The organism is Streptomyces sp. BRA346, from assembly GCF_052851135.1.
In genome coordinates this window covers 59,460-85,687 of sequence record NZ_JAIWIH010000019.1, presented here as the reverse complement: position 1 = coordinate 85,687, position 26,228 = coordinate 59,460, and the positions used below count along the sequence as shown (strand labels likewise).

Here is a 26,228-nt window from a genome sequence, read left to right as displayed (position 1 = left end):
GGTATGCCCGACCTGAACGACGCCACCCGCGGCCGCATCCTCTACGGCGCCGACTACAACCCCGAGCAATGGCCGGAGAGCGTCTGGCACGACGACATCCGGCTGATGCGCGAGGCGGGCGTCACCACCGTCACGGTCGGCGTCTTCTCCTGGGCGACGCTCGAACCCCGCCCCGGGGCCCGCGAGTTCGACTGGCTCGACCGGGTCCTGGACCTGCTCCACCAGGGCGGCATCGAGGTGTGCCTGGCCACCCCGACCGCCTCCCCGCCGCCCTGGATGGGTGCCCGCCACCCCGAGACCCTGCCGCGCGACGAAACCGGCGGAGTCGTCTGGTACGGCTCGCGGAACCAGTTCTGCGCCTCGTCCCCCGTCTACCGCGACTACGCGCTGCGGATCACCGAGGACCTCGCCGACCGCTACGGCGGCCATCCCGCCCTGCGGATGTGGCACGTGGGCAACGAGTACGGCACCCACTGCTGGTGCGACACCACCGCCGCCCACTTCCGCCGCTGGTTACGCGCCAAGTACGGCCGCCTCGACGCGCTCAACGAGGCGTGGGGGACCGCCTTCTGGAGCCAGCGCTACGACTCCTGGGAGGAGATCATTCCGCCGCGCCGGGCCCAGTACCTGGGCAACCCCGCCCAGGCGCTGGACTTCCGCCGCTTCACCAGCGACGCGCTGCTGGAGTGCTTCACCGCCGAGCGCGACGCGCTGGCCGCACGCACCCCGCACATCCCGGTGACCACCAACTTCATGCCGCTGTTCATCGGCCAGGACGGCTGGGCCTGGGCCGCCGAGGAGGACGTCGTCTCCGTCGACGTCTACCCCGACCCCAAGGACCCGCACGGCGGCGCGTACGGAGCGATGATCCACGACCTGACCCGCTCCCAGGCGGGCGGGCCGTGGGTGCTGATGGAACAGGCCGCGGGCCCGGTCAACTGGCGCGGCGTCAACCACCCCAAGCCGCGGGGCCTGATGCGGCTGTGGTCGCTCCAGGCCGTCGCCCGCGGCGCCGACGGCGTCTGCTTCTTCCAGTGGCGGCAGTCCCGGCAGGGCAGCGAGAAGTTCCACTCCGGCATGGTCCCCCACGCCGGGGAGCGCAGCCGAACGTATCGCCAGGTGCGCGAACTCGGCGCCTCCTTGCGCGAGCTGGGCGCCGCCGCGGGCAGTGACGTCCCCGCCCGGGCCGCCATCCTCCACGACTGGCACGCCTGGTGGGCGAGCGTCCAGGACGGCCGCCCCTCCTCCCGGCTCCACTACGACCAGGTGCTGCGCGCCTGGCATCAGGCCCTGTGGGAGCAGAACCTCACCACCGACTTCGCCCATCCGCACGCCGACCTCGCCGACTACGCCCTGATCGCCGTCCCCCATCTGTATCTGCTGACCGACGAGGCGCTGGAGAACCTGGCCGGTTACGTCCGCGGCGGCGGCACCCTCGTCTGCGGCTTCTTCACCGGCGTCGCCGACGAGGACGACCGGGTCCGCCCCGGCGGAGTCGACCGGCGGCTGCGCGACATCCTGGGCCTGGGCACGGTCCACGAGTGGTGGCCGCTGGACGAGGACGAGACCGTGACCGCCGAGAGCTCCTGGCTCGGCCGGTTCACCGGCACCCTCTGGTCCGAGGACCTGGAGACGGCCACCGCCGAACCGGTCGCCCGGATCCAGGGCGGCGAACTGGACGGCCTGCCCGCCGTCACCCGCAACGCCTACGGCGACGGCACCGCCTGGTACGTCTCCACCCTCCCCGAACCCGCCGCCCTGCGCGCCCTGCTGGGCCGCGCCGCCGACGAGGCCGGGCTGGCGCCGCCGCTGCCGGGCATCCCCGAGGGCGTCGAGGCCGTACCGCGCGGCGACCTCCTCTTCCTCCTCAACCATGGCCGCTCCCCGGCGGTCGTCCCCCTCCCGTCCGCGCGCACCGACCTCCTGACCGGCCGCGCGTACGACACCCAGGTCAGGCTGGACCGCTTCGCGGTCGTGGCCCTGGCGCCGCTCTGACGCCATCCATTCCCGCAATCCCCCCACCCGAAAGGAATCGGCATCGTGCCAAGACGAGCCGTGCGTTCGCTCCTCCTGACGCCGTTACTGGCGCTCCTCGCCGTGGTCGGCTTCGCCGCCGCCCCCGCCCAGGCCGCCACCTGGTCCTCCTCCGACCAGTGGGGCAACTGGTCCACCGGGGGCTACACGCTCTACAACAACATCTGGGGCTCCGGCGCGGGCTCCCAGACCATCTGGGCCAACTCCGCGAGTGACTGGGGAGTGTGGGCCAACCACCCGAACACCGGCGGCATCAAGTCCTACCCCAACGCCAAGAAGGTCGTCGGCAAGAAGATCAGCGCCATCAACAGCCTCACCAGCACCTACAGCGTGACGGTCCCGTCCTCCGGCGCGTACAACACCTCGTACGACATCTGGGACAGCAACTACGACTACGAGATCATGCTGTGGGTCAACAAGACCGGCGCGGTCGGCCCCCTCGGCACCTCCCAGGGCACCGTCACCCTCGGCGGGCACACCTGGACCGTCTACAAGGGCAGCAACGGCGCCAACCAGGTCTTCTCCTTCATCCGCAGCTCCAATTCCAGCTCCGGCACCGTGGACATCAAGTCCATCGTGAACTGGATCAAGAACACCAAGGGCTGGTTCGGCGATGTGACCATCGGTGACGTCCAGTTCGGCTACGAGATCACCTCGTCGGCCGGCGGCCTGGACTTCCGCACCAAGAGCTTCGGCGTCAGCGCCGGCTGAGGCCCGCGTACCGCCGCCGCTCCCCGTGGCGGCGGTACGCCCCTGCGGCGGTCAGTCCCGCACCGGCAGCCGGGCGCCGTTCCGCAGGAACAGCGGGATGCGGTCCAGGGGAGCGGGGACGGTCACCGGCCGCCCGCCGTCGTACTCCTCGCCCGTCCAGGCGTCCGTCCAGCGCGCGCCCGCCGGAAGGTACGCCGTCCGCTCGACCGCGCCCGCCTCCAGGACCGGGGCGACCAGGAGGTCCGGGCCCAGCAGGTAGGAGTCGGCGATGTCCCAGGCGGCCGGGTCGTCGGGGAACTCCAGGAAGAGCGGGCGCAGCGGCGGCAGGCCCTCCTCGTGGGCGGTGCGCATCTGCTCCAGCAGATACGGCTTCAGCCGCTCGCGCAGCCGCAGATACGAGGCCAGGATCTGTGTCGTCTCCTCGCCGTACGACCACACCTCGTTCGGGCCGCCGGTCATCCGCGGGCCGAGCGGCAGCCCCGGGGCGCGGTAGCCGTGCAGCCGCATCACCGGGGACAGCGCACCGAACTGGAACCAGCGGATCAGCACCTCGCGGTAGGCCGGGTCGTCCGGGTCGCCGCCGTGGAAGCCGCCGATGTCGGTGTTCCACCACGGGATGCCGCACAGCGCCACGTTGAGCCCGGCGGCGATCTGGCGGCGCAGGGTCGGGAAGTCGGTGCCGATGTCGCCGGACCACAGGACGGCGCCGTAGGCCTGGCTGCCCGCCCAGGCCGAGCGGATGAGGGTGACGACGTCCTCCTCGCCCGCCGCCCGCATCCCGTCGTACAGCGCGCGGGCGTTCTCGCGCGGGTAGAGGTTGCCCACTTCGAGACCGGGACCCGCGTGGTAGCGCAGGTTCGCGGAGAAGCCGGGCTTCAGTTCGGGCTCGCAGGCGTCCAGCCAGAAGGCGCGGATGCCGTACGGCTCCAGATAGTTCTGCCGCACCCGGGACCAGACGAACTCCCGCGCGTCCGGGTTGGTGGCGTCGTAGAAGGCGACCTGGATCCGCTCGCCCTCCCGCCGGTCGGGCCAGTCGGCGTGCGCCACGGGGCCGTACTCGGTGCCGATCAGGAAGCCGCGCTGCTCCATGGTGGCGTGGTTCTCGCTCAGCGGCGAGACCGACGGCCACACCGACACCACCAGCCGGATGCCCAGCTCGTCCAGCTCCCGCACCATCGCGGCGGGGTCGGGCCAGGCGGCGGGGTCGAACCTCCAGTCGCCCAGATGCGTCCAGTGGAAGAAGTCGCACACGATGACGGAGATCGGCAGTCCGCGCCGCCGGTGCTCGCGGGCGACGCTCAGCAGCTCCTCCTGCGTGCGGTAGCGCAGCTTGCACTGCCAGAACCCGGCCGCCCACTCGGGCAGCATGGGGGCGCGGCCGGTGACCGCGGTGTAGCGGCGCTGGGCGGTGGCCGGATCCCCGGCGGTGATCCAGTAGTCGATCTGGCGGGCGCTGTCGGCGACCCAGCGGGTGCCGGTCGCGCCCAGCTCGACGCGCCCGATCGCCGGGTTGTTCCACAGCAGCGTGTAGCCGCGGCTGGAGGTCAGGACGGGGATGGTGACCTCGGAGTTGCGCTGGACGAGGTCGACGACGGCGCCCTTCTGGTCGAGCAGCCCGTGCTGGTGCTGCCCCAGCCCGTACAGCTTCTCGCCCTCGTACGCGCGGAAGCGCTGCTCCAGGCGGTGGTAGCCGTTGCCGGTCGCGGTCCGCAGCCGTGGCCCCGGCCACCAGAAGTGGGCGCGCTCCTCGGCCAGCAGCTCCGCGCCGTCCGCGGCCCGTACGAAGCGGATCATGCCGTCAGCGGCGACCTCGGCGGTGAGCGCGCCGTTGGTCAGCGTGGCGTGCCCGTCCGCCACCTCGACGGACGCGGCGGACGGTGGCGGGGCGTCCTGAAGCGCGCCGGGCAGTCCGTCGAGGACGGGTCCGCCGAGCCGGGCGCGCACCCGGATCGCATCGGGCCCCCACGGTTCGAGCCGTACGGTCTCCTGGCGTCCGCTCCACTCCAGGGCGCCGTCGCGCTCGGCGAAGGCGCCGACGGTGGGGGAGGACTGGGCGAGCGCGGAAGAGACCGACGTGACGGAAGAGGCGGGCGGGTCGGGGACGAGCGGCGACGGGTTCACGGAGGCGCTCCTCGGGGGTGCGGCGGTGAGGGGTCGTACGGCGGGTGCGTACGGGTCGCGGCGTCAGCGGTTCCGGTGGTGTCAGAGGTGTCAGAGGTGCCAGCGGTGCCGGTGGCGTCAGGACGGCGGCGGGCCCGAGCTGGCCCGTACGGTCAGCTCCGGGGGCAGCAGCGCGACCTGCTCGGAGGCGTCGCCCTGGAGCTTGGCCACCACCAGCTCGACGGCCCGCCGCCCCATCTCCTGCGCGGGGATGGCGACCGAGGTGAGCCGCACGGACGCACTGGTGGCCACCTGGTCGGGGCAGATGGCGACCACCGAGACGTCCTCGGGGACCGCCCGCCCCTGCCGCCGCAACAGGCTCAGCAGCGGATCGATGGCGGCCTCGTTCTGGACGATGAAGCCGGTGGTGCCGGGGCGCTCGTCGAAGATCCGGGACAGGGTGCCGTCCATCGACTCGTAAGAGCCCTCGCACGGGCGGTGCAGCAGCCGCAGGCCCAGCTCGCGGGCGGCCGCGCGCAGCCCGTCCAGGGTCCGTTCGGCGAACCCGGTGTGGCGCTCGTAGACGGCCGCCGCCTCGCCGATCACGGCGATCTCCCGGTGACCGAGGGCGGCCAGATGCTCCGCGCACAGCGCGCCGGTGGCGGTGAAGTCGAGATCGACGCAGGTCAGGCCGATGGTGTCGGCGGGCAGCCCGATCAGCACGGTGGGCTGGCGGGCCGCGTGCAGCAGCGGCAGCCGCTCGTCCTCCAGCTCGATGTCCATCAGGATCATGGCGTCGGCGAGTCCGCTGCCGGTGACCCGGCGCACCGCCGCGGGACCCTCCTCGCCGGTGAGCAGCAGCACGTCGTACCCGTGGGCCCGGGCGGTGGTGGCGACCGCGATGGCGACCTCCATCATCACCGGTACGTAGATGTCGGTCCGCAGCGGCACCATCAGCGCGATGATGTTGGAACGGCTGCTGGCGAGGGCGCGGGCCCCGGCGTTCGGGTGGTAGCCCAGCTCCTTGATGGACCGCTCGACGCGCTCCCGGGTGGGCGCCGAGATGGAGCGCTTGCCGCTGAGGACGTAGCTCACCGTGCTGGCGGAGACTCCGGCGTGGCGGGCGACCTCGGCGAGAGTGGCCATGCGGGGACTCCGTCCGGCGGGAAGGGGCAGCGAAGCGCTTCGACGCAGACAGTAGACCTGTCCAGCACGAGCTGTCCAGAGACTGTCGAAGCGCTTCACCAGCACGTCACCGTGCCGCACCACTTTGCCGACCCGGCCCGCCGGAGGCACACTGAACAGCGGTACGTGCCGGTAATGTCACGAGATCGTCATTTGCGGCAAGGGAGCACCGATGACCGCATCATCCGTCAGGCCGGTGTCCGAGCGTGAAGCGCGCCAGGTCGCCGAGGCCGCACGCGAACAGGTATGGCACAAGCCGAGCTTCGCCAAGGAGCTGTTCCTCGGCCGCTTCCGCCTCGATCTGATCCATCCGCACCCCGCGCCCGCACCGGACGATGTGCGCCGCGGCGAGGCGTTCCTCGCCAAGCTCCGCGAGTTCTGCGAGACCCGGGTCGATCCCGCCCGCATCGAGCGCGATGCGCAGATCCCCGACGAGACCATCCAGGGCCTCAAGGAGATCGGCGCGCTCGGCATGAAGATCGACGCCAAGTACGGCGGCATGGGCCTCACCCAGGTCTACTACAACAAGGCCCTCGCGCTGGCCGGGTCCGTCAGCCCCGCCATCGGCGCGCTGCTCTCCGCCCACCAGTCCATCGGCGTGCCCCAGCCGGTCAAGCTGTTCGGCACCCAGGACCAGAAGGACCGCTTCCTGCCGCGCTGCGCCCGCACCGACATATCGGCCTTCCTGCTCACCGAGCCGGACGTCGGGTCCGACCCGGCGCGGCTCGCCACCACCGCGGTCCCCGACGGGGACGACTACATCCTCGACGGCGTCAAGCTCTGGACCACCAACGGCGTGGTCGCCGACCTCCTCGTCGTCATGGCCCGGGTGCCCAAGTCCGACGGCCACAAGGGCGGGATCAGCGCCTTCATCGTCGAGACGGCCGCCGAGGGCGTCACCGTCGAGAACCGCAACGCGTTCATGGGGCTGCGCGGCATCGAGAACGGGGTGACCCGCTTCCACCGGGTCCGGGTCCCCGCGGCCAACCGCATCGGCCCCGAGGGCGCCGGTCTCAAGATCGCGCTGACCACGCTCAACACCGGGCGGCTCTCGCTGCCCGCGATGTGCGCGGGCGCCGGGAAGTGGTCCCTGAAGATCGCCCGCGAATGGTCCGCGGCCCGTGAGCAGTGGGGCAAGCCGATCGCCCGGCACGAGGCCGTCGGCGCCAAGATCTCCTTCATCGCGGCGACGACCTTCGCGCTGGAGGCGGTCATCGACCTCGCCTCCCAGATGGCCGACGAGGACCGCAACGACATCCGCATCGAGGCGGCGCTCGCCAAGCTCTACGGCAGCGAGATGGCCTGGCTGATGACCGATGAACTGGTCCAGATCCGCGGCGGCCGCGGCTTCGAGACCGCGGCCTCGCTCGCCGCCCGCGGCGAGCGGGCGGTCCCCGCCGAGCAGATGCTCCGCGACATGCGCATCAACCGGATCTTCGAGGGCTCCACCGAGATCATGCACCTGCTGATCGCCCGGGAGGCCGTGGACGCGCACCTGTCGGTGGCGGGCGACCTCATCGACCCGGACAAGTCCCTCTCGGACAAGGGCCGGGCGGCCGCCAAGGCGGGCGGCTTCTACGCCCGCTGGCTGCCGGGCCTGGTCACCGGCCCGGGCCACCTCCCGCGCGCGTACGCCGAGTTCGCCCCGCCCGGCCACCGGGACCTGTCGCCGCATCTGCGCTACGTCGAGCGCTCGGCGCGCAAGCTCGCCCGGTCCACGTTCTACGCCATGTCCCGCTGGCAGGGCCGGATGGAGACCAAGCAGGGCTTCCTCAGCCGGATCGTGGACATCGGCGCGGAGCTGTTCGCGATGAGCGCGGCCTGTGTGCGCGCCGAGATGCTGCGCAGCCGCGGCGACCACGGCGCCGAGGCGTACCAGCTGGCCGACGTCTTCTGCCGGCAGGCCCGCATCCGCGCCGACGAACTCTTCGGCCGGCTGTGGACCAACACCGACGACCTCGACCGCAAGGTCGTCTCCGGGGTGCTCTCCGGCTCGTACGAGTGGCTGGAGGCGGGCATCCTCGACCCCAGCGGCGAAGGACCGTGGATCGCCGACGCCACCCCCGGGCCCTCGACGAGGGACAACGTCCACCGCCCCGTCCACTGACGGCGCCCGGCGCCGCTCCCGCCGTGCGCGGGGGCGGCTCCGGTTTAGGCGCACGAAGCGGCTGACGCAACAATGGGCAGATGACGGATTCCCTGGCTGACCCGCATCTGCGCCCCCCGGCAGCCCCCGCCGACCCCGGCAGCCCCCGCGACATCGTGATCCTGGGCTCCACCGGATCGATCGGCACCCAGGCCATCGACGTGATCCTGCGCAACCCGGACCGCTTCCGGGTGACCGCCCTGTCCGCCGCCGGAGGGCGGGCCGACCTGCTCGCCGAGCAGGCCCACCGGCTGAAGGCGGCCACCGTCGCGGTCGCCCGCGAGGACGCGGTGCCCGCGCTGCGCGCGGCGCTGTCCGGGCGGTACGGCGCGGGCGAGCCGCTGCCGGAGATCCTGGCCGGGCCGGACGCGGCCGTCGAGGTGGCCCGCTCCGCGTGCCACACCGTGCTCAACGGCATCACCGGCTCCATCGGCCTCACGCCGACCCTGGCCGCCCTGGAGGCGGGGCGGGTGCTGGCGCTGGCGAACAAGGAATCGCTCATCGTGGGCGGCCCCCTGGTCAAGGCGATCGCCAAGCCCGGCCAGATCATCCCCGTCGACTCCGAGCACTCCGCCCTCTTCCAGGCGCTGCTCGGCGGCACCAGGGCGGAGGTCCGCAAGCTGGTCGTCACCGCGTCCGGGGGCCCCTTCCGGGGCCGTACCAAGCAGGAGCTGACGAAGGTCACCCCCGCGGACGCGCTGGCCCACCCGACTTGGGACATGGGGCCGGTGATCACGATCAACTCCGCGACCCTCGTCAACAAGGGGCTGGAGGTCATCGAGGCCCACTTGCTCTACGACATTCCCTTCGAACGGATTGAGGTGGTCGTCCACCCTCAGTCGTATATCCACTCGATGGTTGAATTCACCGATGGCTCGACGCTCGCCCAGGCGAGCCCGCCCGATATGCGGATGGCGATCGCGCTCGGTCTCGGCTGGCCCGAGCGGGTGCCGGACGCCGCCCCCGGCTGCGACTGGACCAGGGCCCACACCTGGGAGTTCTTCCCCCTCGACACCGAGGCCTTCCCCTCGGTCGACCTCGCCCGGCACGTCGGCGGTCTCGGCGGCACAGCCCCGGCCGTCTTCAACGCGGCGAACGAGGAGTGCGTGGACGCCTTCCTCGACCGGAAGCTGCCCTTCAACGGAATTGTCGATACGGTCGCGGAAGTGGTGGCCGAGCACGGCGCCCCCTCCGCGGGAACTCAGCTCACCGTCGCGGACGTCCTCGAAGCCGAGACGTGGGCCCGTGCCCGCGCCCGCGAACTGGCCGCCCGCGCGGCGAAGGCGACCCCGGAGGGTCACGCATGACGACATTGATGACGGTCCTCGGCATACTCGTATTCGCCGTCGGCCTCGGGATCTCGATCGCCTGGCACGAGCTCGGCCACCTCTCCACCGCCAAGCTCTTCGGCATCCGGGTCCCGCAGTACATGGTCGGCTTCGGGCCGACGATCTTCTCCCGCAAGCGGGGGGAGACCGAGTACGGCATCAAGGCGATCCCGTTCGGCGGCTTCATCCGCATGATCGGGATGTTCCCGCCCGGCGACGACGGCAAGGTCACCCAGCGGTCCACCTCCCCGTGGCGCGGCATGATCGAGGACGCCCGGTCGGCCGCCTACGAGGAGCTCCAGCCCGGCGACGAGACCCGCATGTTCTACACGCGGGCGCCGTGGAAGCGCGTGATCGTGATGTTCGCGGGGCCGTTCATGAACCTGGTCCTCGCCGTGGTGATCTTCGTCGGCGTGATGATGAGCTTCGGCGTCAACACCCAGACGACCAGCGTCGGCACCGTCTCTGCCTGTGTGGTCCCGGCCTCGTCCTCGACCGACAAGTGCCCCAAGGGCGCCAAGGACTCCCCGGCCAAGGCCGCGGGACTCCAGCCCGGGGACAAGATCGTCGCCTTCAACGGTCACCGCGTCGCGGACTGGAGCGCCCTCCAGCAGGACATCCGCAAGACCACGGGACCCGCGACGATCACCGTCGAGCGGGAGGGCGCCCGCAAGACCCTGAACGCCAACCTCATCACCAACAAGGTCGCCAAGTCCGACGGGAACGGCGGCTACGTCGAGGGCCAGTACGTGAGCGCCGGGTTCCTCGGCTTCACCCCGGCCAACGGCGTGGTGAAGCAGTCCCTCGGCCAGTCCGTGGACCGCATGGGCACCATGGTCGAGGACGGCGTCCAGTCCCTGGTCGCCCTGCCCTCCAAGGTCCCCGACCTGTGGAACGCGGCCTTCGGGGACGCGCCCCGCAAGGCGGACTCCCCGATGGGCGTCGTCGGCGCCGCCCGGGTCGGCGGCGAGGTCGCCAACCTCGACATCCCGCCCTCGCAGCGCGTCGCGACGATGCTCTTCCTGGTCGCCGGGTTCAACCTCTCACTGTTCCTGTTCAACATGCTGCCGCTGCTTCCGCTGGACGGCGGCCACATCGCGGGCGCGGTGTGGGAGTCCCTGCGCCGCCGCCTCGCGCGCCTGGTCCGGCGGCCCGACCCCGGTCCGTTCGACGTGGCCAAGATGATGCCGGTCGCCTATGTGATCGCCGGCATCTTCATCTGCTTCACGCTGCTCGTTCTGGTGGCCGACGTGGTGAACCCCGTACGAATTTCCTGATGATCTGACCTGTCCCGAAGTTCGCCTTTGGGTGGACTTCGGGCCCGGAGTGTGCTGGGGCGCCACCCGGTGCCGTAATCTCGGACCCGGAGCCCGCCGATCTCGGGCCACTCAAACACCTTCTTGGGGCTACGAACCAGATGACTGCGATCTCACTCGGAATGCCGTCCGTACCGACCAAGCTCGCCGACCGCCGGGCCAGCCGGAAGATCCAGGTCGGGCCGGTCGCCGTGGGCGGCGACGCACCGATCTCGGTGCAGTCGATGACGACGACGGTGACCGCGGACATCGGGGCGACGCTCCAGCAGATCGCGGAGCTGACGGCGTCGGGCTGCCAGATCGTGCGGGTCGCCTGCCCGTCGCAGGACGATGCCGAGGCGCTGCCCGTGATCGCCAGGAAGTCGCAGATCCCGGTCATCGCGGACATCCACTTCCAGCCGAAGTACGTCTTCGCCGCGATCGACGCCGGCTGTGCTGCCGTGCGGGTGAACCCGGGGAACATCCGGCAGTTCGACGACAAGGTCAAGGAGATCGCGAAGGCGGCCTCGGACGCGGGGACGCCCATCCGCATCGGCGTCAACGCGGGATCGCTGGACAAGCGGCTGCTGGAGAAGTACGGCAAGGCCACGCCCGAGGCGCTGGTGGAGTCGGCCCTGTGGGAGTGCTCGCTGTTCGAGGAGCACGGCTTCCGGGACATCAAGATCTCGGTGAAGCACAACGACCCGGTGGTCATGGTCAACGCCTACCGCCAGCTGGCCGCCCAGTGCGACTACCCGCTCCACCTCGGCGTCACCGAGGCCGGGCCCGCGTTCCAGGGCACGATCAAGTCGTCGGTGGCCTTCGGCGCGCTGCTGAGCGAGGGCATCGGCGACACGATCCGGGTCTCGCTGTCGGCGCCGCCGGCCGAGGAGGTCAAGGTCGGCATCCAGATCCTGGAGTCGCTGAACCTGCGGCAGCGGCGGCTGGAAATCGTCTCGTGCCCGTCGTGCGGGCGTGCGCAGGTCGACGTCTACAAGCTGGCCGACGAGGTCACGGCCGGGCTGGACGGCATGGAGGTCCCGCTGCGGGTCGCCGTGATGGGCTGCGTCGTCAACGGCCCGGGCGAGGCCCGCGAGGCGGACCTCGGCGTGGCGTCCGGCAACGGCAAGGGGCAGATCTTCGTGAAGGGCGAGGTCATCAAGACCGTGCCGGAGTCGAAGATCGTGGAGACCCTGATCGACGAGGCGATGAAGATCGCCGAGCAGATGGAGAAGGACGGCATCGCCTCCGGCGAACCGCAGGTCTCCGTCGGCGGGTGACGGCAGCCGGGGGAGGGCGTGCCCCCGGCGGGGCGCCTCCCAGCGGTAGCCGGGGGAGAGAGCCATATCAGAGGGGGCGGTACAGTGCGGGGAATCGAGTCCCCTCCGGCCCGCAGGCCCGCAACCGGTGAGGCAAACCGACACGTGCTGACGACGTCCACCACCAGGGTCCTCGAGCCCCAAGAGCTCGACTCGGCCCTCGCGGTGCTCAACCGTGACCCCGTCTCCAACGCCTTCGTCGCCGCCCGCGTCCAGGTCGCCGGCCTGGACCCGTGGCGACTGGGCGGCGAGATGTGGGGCTGGTACAGCGGCGGACGGCTCGAGTCGCTCTGCTACGCCGGGGCCAACCTGGTCCCCATCTGCGCCACTCCCGAGGCCGTGCGCGGCTTCGCGGAGCGCGCCCGCCGGTCCGGGCGGCGCTGCTCCTCGATCGTCGGCCCCGCCGACACCACGGCCGAGCTGTGGTCCCTGCTGGAGCCCAGCTGGGGCCCGGCCCGTGAGGTCCGCGCACGTCAGCCGCTCATGGTCACCACCTCGATGTCCGCCGACGTCCCGCCCGATCCGCGGGTGCGGCGGGTCCGCAAGGACGAGATGGACGTGATCATGCCCGCGTGCGTGGCGATGTTCACCGAGGAGGTCGGCGTCTCACCGCTCGCGGGCGACGGCGGACTGCTCTACCAGGCGCGGGTCGCCGAACTCGTCGCCGCCGGACGCTCGTTCGCCCGCGTCGAGAACGGCCGCGTCGTCTTCAAGGCCGAGATCGGCGCCGCCACCCCGCACGCCTGCCAGATCCAGGGCGTCTGGGTCGCCCCCGAATACCGCGGCCGCGGGCTCTCCGAGACCGGCATGGCCGCCGTGCTGGGCTACGCGCTGAACGAGATCGCGCCGGTGGCCAGTCTCTACGTCAACGACTACAACACCGCGGCCCGCGCCGCGTACCGCCGCGTCGGCTTCCAGGAGGTCGGCGCGTTCATGAGCGTGCTGTTCTGATCGCCGGACCGGGCCAGTAGGGTGCCGCCCATGCTGGAGATGCCCGGGGACCACCCCCCGGACCCCCGAGGTGTCGTCGTCGGCCCGCTCGACCTCGCCGCGCGCGTGGACGACGCGCTGGCCGTGCAGGCCGTGGCCTTCGGGCTGACGGACGAGGAGATCGGCGTACGACGGCACATCGTGCTGCGCCACCTCACCAGCCCCGGCGCCCGCGCCCTCGGCGCGACCACCCCGGAGGGGCGGCTCGTGGGCTTCGTCTACGGCATGCCCAACGACCGCACCCACTGGTGGTCCACCATCGTCCAGCCCTATCTGCGCGCGGCCGGGCACGAGGACTGGCTGGACGACGCCTTCGTGATCACCGAGTTGCACGTCCACCCCGGTTACCAGAACCGCGGCATCGGCCGCCGGCTGATCACCGCCATCACCGACGGCGCCGTGCAGCCGCGCTCGATCCTCTCCGCCATCGACACCGACAGCCCGGCCCGCTGCCTCTACCGTTCGCTGGGCTACCGCGACCTGGCCCGCCCGGTGCTCTTCCCGAGCGCACCGAGCCCGTACGCCGTCATGGGCGCCCCCCTGCCGCTGCGGCTCCCGACGCCGCGGTGACATCAGCCGCTGCCGCGGCGGGCGGCATCTCGCGGCCCCGCGCTCGTCGCTCCCCCAGCTACCGCTGGGCGGTGCCCCCTCGCGCCTCGCCCAGCTACCGCTGGGCGGTGCCCCCTGACGCCGCTCGCTGATCCGGCCTGATCGACAAGACACCCCCAGCGTGCGCTCACGGAGCGCATTTCCGGGTTGCGTCCCCGGGCGGCTAACCTCCTGACATCCGTCTCGTACGCAGGAGAAGACCCCATGGCCAACGCCGCCCACGTCCAGCGCATGTCCACCTTGATGCTGAAGACACTGCGCGAAGACCCGGCCGACGCCGAGACCGCCAGCCACAAGCTGCTCGTCCGGGCCGGCTACGTCCGCCGCGCGTCCGCGGGCATCTGGACCTGGCTGCCGGTCGGCAAGAAGGTCCTGGAGAACGTCTCCCGGATCGTGCGCGAGGAGATGGACGCGATCGGCGCCCAGGAGGTGCTGCTGCCCGCGCTGCTCCCCAAGGAGCCGTACGAGGCGAGCGGCCGCTGGGAGGAGTACGGCGACCTGCTGTTCCGGCTCAAGGACCGCAAGGGCGGCGACTACCTTCTCGGCCCCACCCACGAGGAGATCTTCACCCAGACGGTCAAGGACCAGTGCACGTCCTACAAGGACCTGCCGGTGATGCTCTACCAGATCCAGACCAAGTACCGGGACGAGGCCCGGCCGCGCTCGGGCGTGCTGCGCGGCCGCGAGTTCCAGATGAAGGACTCGTACTCCTTCGACACCAGCGACGAGGGCCTGGCCGAGTCCTACCGGCTGCACCGCGAGGCGTACCAGCGGATCTTCGAGCGCCTGGGCCTCGACTACCGCATCGTCTCGGCCGTCTCCGGCGCGATGGGCGGCTCCGCCTCCGAGGAGTTCCTGGCCCCCGCGGCGGCCGGTGAGGACACCTTCGTCGACTGCCCGAACTGCGACTACGCGGCCAACACGGAGGCGGTCACCACCGCCGTCCCGGCCGTCGAGGGCGCCGAGCACGGGCCGGTCGAGGAGCTGGACACCCCCGACACCCCCACCATCGAGACCCTCGCCGAGCACCTGGGCGTCCCGGCCTCCGCCACCCTCAAGAACCTCCTGATCAAGGTCGACGGCGAGATCACCGCGGTCGGCGTCCCCGGCGACCGCGAGGTCGACCTCGGCAAGCTGGGCGAGCACCTGGCCCCGGCCGAGATCGAGCTGGTCACAGCCGAGGACTTCGAGGGCCGCCCCGACCTGGTCCGCGGCTACGTCGGCCCGCAGGGCCTGGCGGGCAAGTCCTTCCGCTACATCGCCGACCCCCGGGTCGCCCCCGGCACCGCCTGGGTCACGGGCGCCAACAAGCCGGACACCCACGCCCGCAACGTCGTCTGCGGCCGCGACTTCGAGGTCGACGACTACCTGGACGTGGTCGTCGTCGAGCCCGGCGACCCCTGCCCCAAGTGCGGCACGGGCATCGCGCTCGACCGGGCCATCGAGATCGGCCACATCTTCCAGCTCGGCCGCAAGTACGCCGACACCTTCCAGCTCGACGTGCTCGGCCAGAACGGCAAGCCGGTGCGGGTCACCATGGGCTCGTACGGCATCGGCGTCTCCCGCGTGGTCGCCGCCCTCGCCGAGCAGACCCACGACGACTCCGGCCTCTGCTGGCCCCGCGAGGTCGCCCCGGCCGACGTCCACATCGTCGCGGCGGGCAAGGCCCTCCAGACCGAGCTGGCCCTGGACCTCGCCGAGAAGCTGGGCACGGCGGGCGTCCGGGTCATGGTCGACGACCGCGCCGGCGTCTCCCCGGGCGTGAAGTTCACCGACGCGGAGCTGATCGGCGTCCCGACGATCCTGGTCGTCGGCCGCGGCGCGAAGGACGGCGTGGTCGAACTCAAGGACCGCCGCACCGGCGACCGCGAAGAACTCCCGATCGACGAGGCCCTGTCCCGCCTCACCGCCTGAGCCGGGCACAAGCCCCCGCCCCCCACCGGGCGGGGGCTTCGCCTTTGGGCTCGGGGAGGGGCGCGGGGGACTACAGCCAGCCCGCGAACTCCAGCAGCAGCTCGGCCCGGCGCCGGTCACCGGCCGCCCCGTGGCGCAGGCCCGCCTCCACGGCGCGGAAGAGGGACCAGCCGCGCAGGCGGTCGCGGTCGACGTCCAGGGAGTCGGCCAGCTTGGCGATCCGGCGCCGCGCGGCCGCGGCCGGGCCGGGGCCCGCGGCGAGGTCCTCGCAGCGGTCGAGGACCAGCCGCGCCAGGTCGTACGCGCGCTCCCCGACGACCGGTCGCGGGCCCACCGCGAGCCACGGCGTCCGCTCCCCGGCCAGCACCTTGCCCTGCCGGAAGCCGCCGTGCAGCAGCAGCCGCTCGGGCGGCCGGGCGGTCAGGCCTGACCGCAGGTCAAGGGCCTCGTCGGCGAGCGGGCGCACGTCGGCCGCCCAGGCCCCCGAGGCGAGCGTCGGCAGCAGCTCGGCGGCCGCCTCCGTCCGCTCCTCGACGGTGCCGAACGAGTCGGCGGGCGGCGGCACCCACAGCCGCCGTACCGTGCCCGCCGCCTCCAGCAGCGCCTTCGCCTCGGGCAGGGAGCGCAGCGACACCGCGGACTGGAGCCGTTCGAGCAGCAGCGCGCCGTCCTCCGGGGAGGCGCGCAGGAGCCGGGCCGCGCCCCAGCCGTTCCAGTGCGCGAGCGCGGCCGCCTCATCGCCCTCGCCCGGGCCCGGCACGGGGAACTTGAGCGCCGCCGGGGCGCCGTCCGCCTGCCGCACGAGCACGACCAGGCCGCCGCGGCCGCCGGGCGTGACGACCCGCTCGGGGGTCAGCTCCCATGCGCTCAGCCGCCGCGCGGCCAGCTGCGGCAGGCTGTCCAGCCAGCTCCGTACGGGCTCCGCCGGATCGTCGCCCACCGCGTCCAGCAGCCGCTTCGGCACCTGGAGAGGTCTCGGGTCCCCCGTGTCCGCTGCCATTCCCGCGCTGCCCCCTGTCGCCTACGTCCTCTTCGACCATCAGACCCCGTCGGCGGCTCCGCTCGCCGACGGGGACGGGGCGGCCGGCGCGGCGCGCTCGGTGAGCCCAGGGAAGGCTACGCCGCCGCCCCGCCAGCGCACCGACCGGACCGCCGCCTCGCGCAGCGCCCCCGCCGCCTGCCGCCGCAGGGCGCCGTCGGAGGTCCGTACGAGGTCGGCGTAGACGGCGGCCACCCGGTTCTCCAGCTCGGCGGCGAGCCGGACGGCGGCGGCCGAGTCGGGCACCGCGAACGGCAGCGCGTACGCGGGGGCCGCGCTCTGCGGCGTGCCGCCCATGTCGCGCACGGTGCGCACGAGGTCGTCGCGGCGCGACCGGTGCGCGGCGTACCCCTCGCGCGCCTCGGCGAGACGGTCGTCGCCGATCCGGCCGCCGACGACGCCGTATCCGTACACGGCGGCGTGCTCGGCGGCGAGCGCGGCCTGGGTGGCCTTGAGCGTCGCGGAGCGGTTCATCCGGGTACTCCTTCCGCGCGGAGGGTGCTGAAGGCGGTGTCACAGGGGCTGACGGCGGCCGTCATGAGCCCGGGCCGCCCTGGGTGAGCAGATACACATGGGCGGCGCCGCAGGCCGCGACGGAGGCCAGCAGCCGGGCCAGCTCGGGCGGTGCGCCGACGAGCGCCGTGGTGCGGCTGTCGGCGGTGTGCCGCTCGGCCTGGGCGAGGGCGCCGAGGGCCTTCTTCTCGTCCTGGGGTACCGCGGGCAGCCGCCGCCCGCCCGCGGCCGGTGAGCGGGACGCGGTCGCGGAGGCGGACGCGGAGGGATCCTTGGAGCCGAAGGCGGCCATGTGGGCCGCCGTCTCCGCCCGCAGCGGCCGCAGCCGCTCCGCGAGCGCGGCATGGGCATCGATGGTCGCGTCGTAGCGCGCGAGGAGCGCGGCCGAGTCCCGTACGCCCCGGGCGCGCAGCGCCGCGGCGTCCGCGGAACCGGATGACCGGGGTCCGTCGTCCGAGTCACCGGAGCAGCCGGTGAGCAGCGCGGCGGCGCCCGCCGAGCCACCGGCCAGCAGCAGACTTCGCCGCCGCGGGGACGCGGTCCGCGGGGCGTCCTGGGGGAGGGACGGGGACGTGGGGCGAGGTGGGGGATTCGTGATCGACACGTTCCTCTTTCCGGGCTGCGGCAGCTCCCGGCCGCCGTTAGTGATCACAGCAGGCGAGCGTACCCGCGCGGGGCCGGAAAGCCGGGCAGCGGCCACCGAATCGTCAGCCCGGCGCCGGAACAGATAGGCTTTGAGCTGACACGCGACCTTCCCACAACAGCACACGCGGCCGAGGAGTCACCCGGATGAGCACGACCCAGAGCGAAAGGCTGCGCGGACTGCTGGAACCGCTCGTCAGCGCACGGGACCTGGATCTGGAAGAGGTCGAGGTGACACCGGCCGGGAAGCGGCGCGTCCTTCGCATCGTGGTGGACTCCGACGACGGCGTGCAGCTGGATACGTGTGCTGAGCTGAGCCGGGCGATCTCGCAGTCGCTCGACGAGTCGGACGCGATGGGCCAGACCCCGTACGTCCTGGAGGTCACCTCCCCCGGCGCCGAGCGCCCCCTGACCGAGCAGCGCCACTACCGCCGGGCGACCGGGCGGTTGATGAAGGCGCAGCTGGTGGAGGGCGGCGAGCTGATCGCCCGGATCACCGCGGTCGATGACGAGGGGCTGGATCTGGAAGTCCCCGGAGTGAAGGGGCGCAAGCCCACCGCCAGGCGGCTGGCCTTCGAGGAGATCTCCAAGGCACGTGTGGAGATCGAGTTCAACCGCAAGCCCGAGGGCGACGAGAGCAAGGAGGAGGCGTAGCCGTGGACATCGACATGAGTGCCCTGCGGGGTCTGGTGCGGGAGAAGGAGATCTCGTTCGACCTGCTGGTCGAGGCGATCGAGTCGGCTCTCCTCATCGCTTACCACCGCACCGAGGGAAGCCGTCGGCGGGCCCGGGTGCAGCTGGACCGCAACAGCGGCCATGTGACGGTGTGGGCCCGGGAGGACGCCGACGATCTCGAGGAGGGCGAGGAGCCCCGCGAGTTCGACGACACCCCCTCCGGCTTCGGCCGGATCGCCGCCATGACCGCCAAGCAGGTCATCCTCCAGCGGCTGCGGGACGCCGAGGAGGAGATCACCTTCGGCGAGTACGCGGGGCGGGAGGGCGACGTCGTCGCGGGCGTCGTCCAGCAGGGCAAGGACCCGAAGAACATCCTGGTGGACATCGGCCGGCTCGAGGCGATCCTGCCGTCGCAGGAGCAGGTGCCCGGCGAGGACTACGCGCACGGCACCCGGCTCCGTACGTACGTCGTACGGGTGGTCAAGGGCGTGCGCGGGCCGTCGGTGACCCTTTCGCGTACGCATCCCAATTTGGTGAAGAAGCTCTTCGCGCTCGAGGTGCCGGAGATCGCGGACGGCTCGGTGGAGATCGCGGCGATCGCCCGTGAGGCGGGTCACCGCACCAAGATCGCCGTCCGGTCCACCCGTTCGGGCCTGAACGCCAAGGGTGCGTGCATCGGCCCGATGGGCGGCCGGGTGCGCAGCGTGATGGCCGAGCTGCACGGCGAGAAGATCGACATCGTCGACTGGTCGGACGACCCCGCCGAGCTGGTGGCGAACGCGCTGTCGCCCGCCCGGGTGAGCAAGGTCGAGGTCGTGGACCTCGCGGCCCGGTCCGCGCGGGTCACCGTGCCGGACTACCAGCTGTCGCTGGCGATCGGCAAGGAAGGGCAGAATGCCCGGCTCGCGGCCCGGCTCACGGGCTGGCGGATCGACATCCGGCCGGATACCGATCAGTCCGCCGATCAGGCCTGAACAGGGTCGATCAAGGCTGATTCAAGCCGCGGACACCCGGGATCCAGCCGAAAACGTGTGACGGTTCGATCACTCCCCCCAAGGGGTGAGGTCGGCACAGGGAGGTAGACTTAAGCAGTGTCTGGCCGCACGCGCGCCCGTGCCTGCCCTGAGAGAACCTGTGTGGGATGCCGGGATCGGGCGGCCAAGAACGATCTGCTGCGCATCGTGGCGGTCGAGGGCGTTTGCGTCCCCGATCGGCGCGGTACGCTGCCCGGTCGGGGAGCTTATATGCACCCCACACGGGGCTGTTTCGACCTGGCGGTTCGCCGCCGGGCCTTTCCCCGGGCCTTCAGGGGACCGGGGGCGCTCGACACCACGGACTTGCGCCGCTATGTCGAGCACCAGGGTGACCAGTCACCCCAGTAAGAAGCTGGAAGAACGGCACGGGACAACCGTGCGGTCAGGTACCTCGCGAGTCGGAAGTAGGTCGAGATTGCGATGAGCACTCGATGAGTACGCGATGAGTACGCCCATGAAGTAGCGACGGTCCGGCGGTAACCCGGACCTAAAAGGAGCGAAGTGGCTAAGGTCCGGGTATACGAACTCGCCAAGGAGTTCGGCGTTGAGAGCAAGGTCGTCATGGCCAAGCTCCAGGAGCTCGGTGAATTCGTACGTTCGGCGTCCTCGACGATCGAGGCGCCGGTAGTCCGCAAGTTGACTGACGCTTTCCAGGGCGGCAACGGCTCCGGCCGTGCCTCCGGCAAGCCCTCGGCGCCGCGCAAGGCGACGCCCAAGCCCCCGACGCCGGGTCCGGCGTCGGCGGCCCGTCCCGCTGCCCCCAAGCCCCCGACGCCCGGCCCCAAGCCGGCCGCCGCCGAGGGCCCGCGCAGCACGCCGTCCGCGGCGCCCACTCCGGGCCCGCGCCCGACCCCGGGCGCCCGCCCGACGCCCGGCCCCAAGCCGGGTCCGGCGCAGCCCGCGACTCCGGCGCAGCCCGAGTTCACCGCCCCGCCGGCCACCCCCGGCCCCAAGCCCTCCCCGGCCAAGCCGGGCCCGGGCGGCCCCGGCAAGCCGGGCGCCACGCCCGGTCCGCGCCCCGGTGCCCGTCCCGGCCCCGGTGGCCAGGGCGGCCAGGGCGGCCAGGGCCAGGGTGGTCAGGGTCAGGGCGGCCAGGGCGGCCGTTCCGGCGCCCCGCGTCCCGGCCAGGAGCGCCCGCGTCCGGGCGGCGGCCGTCCGGCCGGTCCGCGTCCGGGCAACAACCCCTTCACCTCCGGTGGCTCCACCGGCATGGCGCGCCCGCAGGCGCCCCGTCCCGGCGGCGGCGCCCGTCCCGGCCCCGGCGGCCAGGGCGGTGCCGGTCCGCGTCCGCAGGGCGGCGGCCAGGGCGGTCCCGGTGCCGGTCGCGGCCAGGGTGCGGGCGGTCCCCGTCCCACTCCGGGCTCGATGCCGCGTCCGCAGGGCGCCCAGGGCGGCGGGCAGCGTTCTGCCGGTGGCCCTGGCGGCGGCTCCGGCGGCCCGCGTCCGAACCCGGGCATGATGCCGCAGCGTCCGGCCGCGGGTCCGCGTCCGGGCCCCGGTGGCGGCGGCGGTCGTGGCCCCGGCGGTGCCGGTCGTCCCGGTGGCGGCGGCGGTCGTCCGGGTGGCGGCGGCGGTTTCGCCGGTCGTCCCGGTGGTGGCGGCGGCGGTCGTCCGGGTGGCGGCGGCGGTTTCGCCGGTCGTCCCGGTGGCGGCGGTGGCCGTCCGGGCTTCGGCGGCCGTCCGGGTGGTCCCGGTGGCCGTGGCGGCACGCAGGGTGCGTTCGGCCGTCCCGGCGGTCCGGCGCGTCGTGGCCGTAAGTCGAAGCGGCAGAGGCGCCAGGAGTACGAGGCCATGCAGGCCCCGTCGGTCGGCGGCGTGATGCTGCCGCGCGGCAACGGCCAGACGGTCCGGCTGTCGCGTGGTGCGTCGCTCACCGACTTCGCGGAGAAGATCAACGCCAACCCGGCGTCGCTGGTCGCCGTGATGCTCAACCTCGGCGAGATGGTCACCGCGACCCAGTCGGTCTCCGACGAGACCCTCCAGCTCCTCGCCGACGAGATGAACTACGTCGTCGAGATCGTCAGCCCGGAGGAGGAGGACCGCGAGCTTCTCGAGTCCTTCGACATCGAGTTCGGCGAGAACGAGGGCGGCGAGGAGATGCTCGTCGCGCGTCCGCCGGTGGTGACCGTCATGGGTCACGTCGACCACGGTAAGACGCGACTGCTGGACGCGATCCGCAAGACCAACGTGGTCGCGGGCGAGGCCGGCGGCATCACCCAGCACATCGGTGCCTACCAGGTCTCGACCGAGGTCAACGAGGAAGAGCGCAAGATCACCTTCATTGACACCCCGGGTCACGAGGCGTTCACCGCCATGCGTGCCCGTGGTGCCAAGTCGACCGACATCGCGATCCTCGTGGTGGCGGCCAACGACGGTGTGATGCCCCAGACGATCGAGGCGCTGAACCACGCCAAGGCGGCCGACGTGCCGATCGTGGTCGCGGTCAACAAGATCGACGTCGAGGGCGCGGACCCGACCAAGGTGCGCGGTCAGCTGACCGAGTACGGCCTGGTGGCCGAGGAGTACGGCGGCGACACCATGTTCGTCGACATCTCCGCCCGTCAGGGTCTGAACATCGACGAGCTGCTCGAGGCCGTGGTCCTCACCGCGGACGCCTCGCTCGACCTGCGCGCCAACGCGGAGCAGGACGCGCAGGGCATCGCGATCGAGGCCCACCTGGACCGCGGCCGCGGCGCCGTGGCCACCGTGCTGGTCCAGCGCGGCACCCTGCGGGTCGGCGAGACGATGGTCGTCGGCGACGCGTACGGCCGCGTCCGGGCGATGCTCGACGACAACGGCAACCAGCTCCAGGAGGCGGGTCCCTCGACCCCGGTCCTGGTGCTCGGTCTGACCAACGTGCCGGGCGCGGGCGACAACTTCCTCGTCGTCGACGAGGACCGCACCGCCCGTCAGATCGCCGAGAAGCGCGCCGCGCGCGAGCGCAACGCCGCCTTCGCCAAGCGCACCCGCCGGGTCTCCCTGGAGGACCTGGACAAGGTGCTCAAGGCCGGTCAGGTCCAGCAGCTCAACCTCATCATCAAGGGCGACGCGTCCGGTTCGGTGGAGGCCCTCGAGTCCTCCCTGCTCCAGCTCGACGTCGGCGAAGAGGTCGACCTGCGCGTCCTGCACCGCGGTGTGGGTGCGGTCACCGAGACCGACATCGACCTGGCGACCGGCTCCGACGCCATCGTCATCGGCTTCAACGTGCGCGCCGACGGGCGTGCCACGCAGATGGCCGAGCGCGAGGGCGTGGACGTCCGCTACTACTCGGTCATCTACCAGGTGATCGAGGAGATCGAGGCGGCCCTCAAGGGCATGCTCAAGCCGGAGTACGAAGAGGTCGAGCTGGGCACGGCGGAGATCCGCGAGGTCTTCCGCTCGTCCAAGCTGGGCAACATCGCGGGTGTCCTCATCCGCTCCGGCGAGGTCAAGCGGAACACCAAGGCCCGCCTCGTCCGCGACGGCAAGGTCATCGCGGAGAACCTCAACATCGAGGGCCTGCGCCGCTTCAAGGACGACGTCACCGAGATTCGCGAAGGCTTCGAGGGCGGTATCAACCTCGGCAGCTACAACGACATCAAGATCGACGACGTCATCGCGACGTACGAGATGCGCGAGAAGCCGCGCGGCTGACGCGCGCCTCTCATCCGGGGCCGGTCGGCGGAGAATTTCCGTCGATCGGCCCCGGCCCTTGCGTGTACGGTTCGAGAAGCCTCAACCTCGAAGGCCCCACGGGTGGCTTGACCCGGACCGCATGTATGTAGGGACGTTGTCCTTTGACCTGCTTCTCGGCGACGTACGGTCGCTGAAGGAGAAGCGCTCCGTCGTCCGCCCGATCGTCGCCGAGCTGCACCGCAAGTACGCGGTGAGCGTGGCGGAGGTCGGCGACCAGGACCTCTACCGCAGGGCCGAGATCGGCCTCGCGGCGGTCTCCGGGGACGCGGGCCACGTCACGGACGTCCTCGACCGCTGCGAGCGGCTGGTCGCGGGGCGTCCGGAGGTGGAGCTGCTGTCGGTGCGACGGCGGCTCCACGGTGGCGACGACGAGTGAGGGCCGGGGAATCGTCGGCCGGTCGATGACCGTCCCTGTTCATCGATGACTGAAGCGAAGAAGAGAGAAGAAGACGCATGAGCGACACCGCGCGGGCACGCAAGCTGGCGGACCGCATCCGGGTCGTGGTCGCGGAGACCCTCCAGCGGCGGATCAAGGACCCGCGGCTCGGCTATGTGACCATCACCGACACCCGGATCACCGGTGATCTGCGGGAGGCGACCGTCTTCTACACGGTCTACGGCGACGACGAGGAGCGCGCGGCCTCGGCCGCCGCCCTGGAGAGCGCCAAGGGCGTGCTGCGGTCGGAGGTCGGACGGCAGACCGGGGTGCGGTTCACTCCGACCCTGACGTTCGTCCCGGACGCCCTGCCGGACAACGCCCGCACGATCGACGACCTCCTCGCCAAGGCCAAGGCGGCCGACGCCGAGGTCCGGGAGGCGTCCTCGGGCGCCACGTACGCCGGTGACGCCGACCCGTACCGCAAGCCGGGCGAGGAGGAGGCGGACGAGTCTCCTGCCGACGGCGACGACGAGTCCCCCTCCGCCGGCAAGGGTGCCGCGGACGCATGACACGCAAGGGCAGGGCCGGTTCCGGTGCGCCGGACGGCCTGGTGATCGTCGACAAACCGGCCGGGTTCACCTCGCACGACGTCGTCGCGAAGATGCGCCGCTTCGCCGGTACGCGCCGGGTCGGGCACGCCGGGACGCTGGACCCGATGGCCACGGGCGTGCTCGTGATCGGCGTCGAGAAGGCGACCCGGCTGCTCGGCCATCTGGCGCTGACCGAGAAGGAGTACACGGCCACGATCCGGCTCGGCCAGACCACGGTCACCGACGACGCCGAGGGGGAGATCACCTCCTCCGGCGGGGCGGCCGGGACCGCGCTGAGCGCCGTCGAGGCCGGGATCGGCGAGCTGACCGGGGACATCCAGCAGGTGCCGTCCAAGGTCAGCGCCATCAAGATCGACGGTAAGCGGTCCTACACCCGGGCCCGGGAGGGCGAGGAGTTCGAGATCCCGGCCCGGCCGGTGACCGTCTCGTCCTTCGTCCTCCACGAGGCCCGCGAGGCGAAGGCCGAGGACGGCACGCCCGTCCTCGACCTCGACGTCACGGTCGTGTGCTCCTCGGGTACGTACATCCGCGCCCTGGCCCGCGACCTCGGCGCCGGGCTCGGCACCGGCGGCCATCTGACGGCGCTGCGCCGCACCCGGGTCGGCCCGTACGGGCTGGAGGCCGCGCGGACGCTGGAGCGGCTGGAGGAGTCCCTCCAGGTCATGCCCATCGCCGAGGCCGCGGCCGCCGCCTTCCCGCGCTGGGACGTCGACGCGCACCAGGCCCGCCTGCTGGGCAACGGCGTACGGATCGACATGCCGCCCCGCGAGGGGGCCGCGGCGGGCCCGGTGGCGGTCTTCGGTCCGGACGGGCGCTTCCTGGCCCTGGTGGAGGAGTCGAAGGGCCGGGCCAAGAGCCTCGCCGTCTTCGCATAGGCGTTACGCGAGCCCCCGCCGACCGGCCTCCGGTGCACGGCGGGGGCGGGCGGCATGGCAGTCTTAGACCTGCGAAAGCAAAAGCGAAAGCGATAAGTCGGCAGTCGAAGGTTCGGGCGAGGAGCGGGCATAGTGCAGCGCTGGCGTGGCTTGGAGGACATCCCCGAGGACTGGGGGCGCAGCGTCGTCACGATCGGTTCCTACGACGGAGTGCACCGAGGGCATCAGCTGATCATCGGCCGCGCGGTGGCCCGCGCACGGGAGCTGGGCGTACCGGCGGTCGTGGTCACCTTCGACCCGCACCCGAGCGAGGTCGTGCGGCCCGGCAGCCATCCCCCCCTGCTCGCCCCGCACCAGCGGCGCGCGGAGCTGATGGCGGCGCTGGGCGTGGACGCGGTGCTGATCCTTCCGTTCACCCAGGAGTTCTCGCGGCTCACCCCCGCCGACTTCGTGGTGAAGGTGCTGGTCGACAAGCTCCACGCGCGGGTCGTGGTGGAGGGCCCCAACTTCCGCTTCGGCCACCGGGCCGCCGGGAACGTCGACTCGCTGCGCGAGCTGGGCACCACCTACGACTACGAGGTCGAGGTGATCGACCTGTACGAGCGCGGCGAGGCGGGCGGCGGCGAGCCGTTCTCGTCCACCTTGGTGCGCAGGCTGGTCGCCGAGGGGGACGTCACGGGCGCCATGGAGGTCCTGGGACGGCCGCACCGCGTCGAGGGCGTCGTGGTCCGCGGCGCGCAGCGCGGCCGCGAACTGGGCTTCCCCACGGCCAACCTGGAGACGCTGCCGCACACCGCGATCCCGGCCGACGGGGTCTACGCGGGCTGGCTGACCGCCGAGGGCGAGTCCATGCCCGCGGCGATCTCGGTCGGCACCAACCCGCAGTTCGACGGGACCGAGCGGACCGTGGAGGCGTACGCGATCGACCGGGTCGGTCTCGATCTGTACGGGCTCCATGTCGAGGTGGACTTCCTCGCCTTCCTGCGCGGCCAGGAGAAGTTCGACTCGATCGAGGCACTGCTGGAGCGGATGGCGGCCGATGTGAAGCGGGCCAGCGAGCTGGTCGAGGAGTACGACAGCCACCGCTGACCGCGGTCGTACAACGGCGATCGCCCCGCAGGTCCGGTTCATCCGGTCCGACGGGGCGATCGCCG

The 26,228-nt window shown here is 72.2% G+C and carries 22 protein-coding genes; 17 read left to right on the top strand and 5 right to left on the bottom strand.

Annotation, left to right across the window (positions count from 1 at the left end):
• The first annotated feature begins 3 nt into the window (after positions 1-3).
• Positions 4-1,995, top strand: coding sequence for a beta-galactosidase (locus tag LCH29_RS22245; RefSeq protein WP_446463507.1), 1,992 nt, complete (start codon positions 4-6; stop codon positions 1,993-1,995).
• A gap of 45 nt (positions 1,996-2,040) precedes the next feature.
• Positions 2,041-2,745 (top strand): GH12 family glycosyl hydrolase domain-containing protein, encoded by a 705-nt coding sequence (locus LCH29_RS22240; protein ID WP_446463506.1) that lies wholly within the window; start codon positions 2,041-2,043, stop codon positions 2,743-2,745.
• A gap of 51 nt (positions 2,746-2,796) precedes the next feature.
• Here LCH29_RS22240 and LCH29_RS22235 read toward each other — a convergent pair whose 3' ends face one another.
• Positions 2,797-4,866, bottom strand: coding sequence for a glycoside hydrolase family 31 protein (locus LCH29_RS22235; RefSeq protein ID WP_446463505.1), 2,070 nt, complete (start codon positions 4,864-4,866; stop codon positions 2,797-2,799).
• A 117-nt stretch (positions 4,867-4,983) separates the two neighbouring features.
• Positions 4,984-5,991 carry a LacI family DNA-binding transcriptional regulator gene (locus LCH29_RS22230; protein WP_446463504.1) on the bottom strand — a complete coding sequence of 336 codons (1,008 nt, stop codon included), beginning with the start codon at positions 5,989-5,991 and terminating at the stop codon, positions 4,984-4,986.
• Between the two features lie 211 nt (positions 5,992-6,202).
• On the opposite strand from LCH29_RS22230, the gene LCH29_RS22225 reads away from it, so the two are divergent.
• The 7 genes from LCH29_RS22225 to LCH29_RS22195 all read left to right on the top strand — a co-directional run bounded on the left by LCH29_RS22225 (position 6,203) and on the right by LCH29_RS22195 (position 15,631).
• The gene (locus tag LCH29_RS22225) at positions 6,203-8,137 is read left to right on the top strand and encodes an acyl-CoA dehydrogenase family protein (RefSeq protein ID WP_446463503.1); all 1,935 of its coding nucleotides are present in this window, start codon (positions 6,203-6,205) and stop codon (positions 8,135-8,137) included.
• 80 nt (positions 8,138-8,217) lie between these two features.
• Positions 8,218-9,483 (top strand): 1-deoxy-D-xylulose-5-phosphate reductoisomerase, encoded by a 1,266-nt coding sequence (gene dxr / locus LCH29_RS22220; protein WP_446463502.1) that lies wholly within the window; start codon positions 8,218-8,220, stop codon positions 9,481-9,483.
• Positions 9,480-10,781 (top strand): M50 family metallopeptidase, encoded by a 1,302-nt coding sequence (locus LCH29_RS22215; protein ID WP_446463501.1) that lies wholly within the window; start codon positions 9,480-9,482, stop codon positions 10,779-10,781. Before dxr ends, LCH29_RS22215 begins: the two co-directional genes overlap by 4 nt.
• A gap of 140 nt (positions 10,782-10,921) precedes the next feature.
• The gene (ispG, locus tag LCH29_RS22210) at positions 10,922-12,079 is read left to right on the top strand and encodes a flavodoxin-dependent (E)-4-hydroxy-3-methylbut-2-enyl-diphosphate synthase (RefSeq protein WP_446463500.1); all 1,158 of its coding nucleotides are present in this window, start codon (positions 10,922-10,924) and stop codon (positions 12,077-12,079) included.
• A gap of 144 nt (positions 12,080-12,223) precedes the next feature.
• A complete protein-coding gene (locus tag LCH29_RS22205; protein WP_009714679.1) occupies positions 12,224-13,069 on the top strand; it encodes a GNAT family N-acetyltransferase in 846 nt (281 codons plus the stop codon).
• 30 nt (positions 13,070-13,099) lie between these two features.
• On the top strand, positions 13,100-13,678 hold the full coding sequence (locus LCH29_RS22200) for a GNAT family N-acetyltransferase (protein WP_446463499.1): 579 nt from the start codon (positions 13,100-13,102) through the stop codon (positions 13,676-13,678).
• A 243-nt stretch (positions 13,679-13,921) separates the two neighbouring features.
• On the top strand, positions 13,922-15,631 hold the full coding sequence (locus tag LCH29_RS22195; protein WP_123104276.1) for a proline--tRNA ligase: 1,710 nt from the start codon (positions 13,922-13,924) through the stop codon (positions 15,629-15,631).
• Positions 15,632-15,701: 70 nt separating this feature from the next.
• Here the strand turns inward: LCH29_RS22195 and LCH29_RS22190 are convergent, their stop codons facing one another.
• The 3 genes from LCH29_RS22190 to LCH29_RS22180 form a co-directional block, all read right to left on the bottom strand.
• A complete protein-coding gene (locus LCH29_RS22190) occupies positions 15,702-16,631 on the bottom strand; it encodes an aminoglycoside phosphotransferase family protein (protein ID WP_446463498.1) in 930 nt (309 codons plus the stop codon).
• Positions 16,632-16,670: 39 nt separating this feature from the next.
• Positions 16,671-17,144 carry a ferritin-like domain-containing protein gene (locus LCH29_RS22185; protein WP_446463497.1) on the bottom strand — a complete coding sequence of 158 codons (474 nt, stop codon included), beginning with the start codon at positions 17,142-17,144 and terminating at the stop codon, positions 16,671-16,673.
• A 61-nt stretch (positions 17,145-17,205) separates the two neighbouring features.
• Positions 17,206-17,781, bottom strand: coding sequence for a hypothetical protein (locus LCH29_RS22180; protein ID WP_446463582.1), 576 nt, complete (start codon positions 17,779-17,781; stop codon positions 17,206-17,208).
• A 191-nt stretch (positions 17,782-17,972) separates the two neighbouring features.
• Here LCH29_RS22180 and rimP point away from each other — a divergent pair, with 191 nt between their 5' ends.
• The 8 genes from rimP (at position 17,973) to LCH29_RS22140 (ending at position 26,163) form a co-directional block, all read left to right on the top strand.
• The gene (gene rimP / locus LCH29_RS22175; protein ID WP_446463496.1) at positions 17,973-18,479 is read left to right on the top strand and encodes a ribosome maturation factor RimP; all 507 of its coding nucleotides are present in this window, start codon (positions 17,973-17,975) and stop codon (positions 18,477-18,479) included.
• Between the two features lie 2 nt (positions 18,480-18,481).
• Positions 18,482-19,474: a transcription termination factor NusA gene (gene nusA, locus LCH29_RS22170; protein WP_446463495.1), complete on the top strand. Its 993-nt coding sequence runs from the start codon at positions 18,482-18,484 to the stop codon at positions 19,472-19,474.
• Between the two features lie 117 nt (positions 19,475-19,591).
• Positions 19,592-19,882 (top strand): YlxR family protein, encoded by a 291-nt coding sequence (locus LCH29_RS22165; RefSeq protein WP_446463494.1) that lies wholly within the window; start codon positions 19,592-19,594, stop codon positions 19,880-19,882.
• A 153-nt stretch (positions 19,883-20,035) separates the two neighbouring features.
• Positions 20,036-23,167 (top strand): translation initiation factor IF-2, encoded by a 3,132-nt coding sequence (infB, locus tag LCH29_RS22160; protein ID WP_446463493.1) that lies wholly within the window; start codon positions 20,036-20,038, stop codon positions 23,165-23,167.
• Positions 23,168-23,288: 121 nt separating this feature from the next.
• Positions 23,289-23,585, top strand: a complete 297-nt coding sequence (locus LCH29_RS22155; RefSeq protein ID WP_446463492.1) for a DUF503 domain-containing protein — start codon at positions 23,289-23,291, stop codon at positions 23,583-23,585.
• Positions 23,586-23,662: 77 nt separating this feature from the next.
• A complete protein-coding gene (gene rbfA, locus LCH29_RS22150) occupies positions 23,663-24,157 on the top strand; it encodes a 30S ribosome-binding factor RbfA (RefSeq protein WP_446463491.1) in 495 nt (164 codons plus the stop codon).
• The gene (gene truB, locus LCH29_RS22145; RefSeq protein WP_446463490.1) at positions 24,154-25,074 is read left to right on the top strand and encodes a tRNA pseudouridine(55) synthase TruB; all 921 of its coding nucleotides are present in this window, start codon (positions 24,154-24,156) and stop codon (positions 25,072-25,074) included. The genes rbfA and truB overlap by 4 nt, the downstream gene beginning before the upstream one ends.
• Before the next feature lie 132 nt (positions 25,075-25,206).
• Entirely contained in the window at positions 25,207-26,163 is a 957-nt protein-coding gene (locus tag LCH29_RS22140) for a bifunctional riboflavin kinase/FAD synthetase (RefSeq protein ID WP_123106421.1), read from the top strand.
• Positions 26,164-26,228: the final 65 nt, after the last annotated feature.

Coding starts and splice junctions, on each gene's coding strand:
- LCH29_RS22245 (WP_446463507.1), top strand. CDS start 4: ATGCCCGACCTGAACGACGCCACCCGCGGCCGCATCCTCTACGGCGCC.
- rbfA (WP_446463491.1), top strand. CDS start 23,663: ATGAGCGACACCGCGCGGGCACGCAAGCTGGCGGACCGCATCCGGGTC.
- LCH29_RS22230 (WP_446463504.1), bottom strand. CDS start 5,991: ATGGCCACTCTCGCCGAGGTCGCCCGCCACGCCGGAGTCTCCGCCAGC.
- truB (WP_446463490.1), top strand. CDS start 24,154: ATGACACGCAAGGGCAGGGCCGGTTCCGGTGCGCCGGACGGCCTGGTG.
- LCH29_RS22225 (WP_446463503.1), top strand. CDS start 6,203: ATGACCGCATCATCCGTCAGGCCGGTGTCCGAGCGTGAAGCGCGCCAG.
- LCH29_RS22200 (WP_446463499.1), top strand. CDS start 13,100: ATGCTGGAGATGCCCGGGGACCACCCCCCGGACCCCCGAGGTGTCGTC.
- ispG (WP_446463500.1), top strand. CDS start 10,922: ATGACTGCGATCTCACTCGGAATGCCGTCCGTACCGACCAAGCTCGCC.
- LCH29_RS22195 (WP_123104276.1), top strand. CDS start 13,922: ATGGCCAACGCCGCCCACGTCCAGCGCATGTCCACCTTGATGCTGAAG.
- LCH29_RS22215 (WP_446463501.1), top strand. CDS start 9,480: ATGACGACATTGATGACGGTCCTCGGCATACTCGTATTCGCCGTCGGC.
- LCH29_RS22155 (WP_446463492.1), top strand. CDS start 23,289: ATGTATGTAGGGACGTTGTCCTTTGACCTGCTTCTCGGCGACGTACGG.
- LCH29_RS22190 (WP_446463498.1), bottom strand. CDS start 16,631: ATGGCAGCGGACACGGGGGACCCGAGACCTCTCCAGGTGCCGAAGCGG.
- dxr (WP_446463502.1), top strand. CDS start 8,218: ATGACGGATTCCCTGGCTGACCCGCATCTGCGCCCCCCGGCAGCCCCC.
- rimP (WP_446463496.1), top strand. CDS start 17,973: ATGAGCACGACCCAGAGCGAAAGGCTGCGCGGACTGCTGGAACCGCTC.
- LCH29_RS22185 (WP_446463497.1), bottom strand. CDS start 17,144: ATGAACCGCTCCGCGACGCTCAAGGCCACCCAGGCCGCGCTCGCCGCC.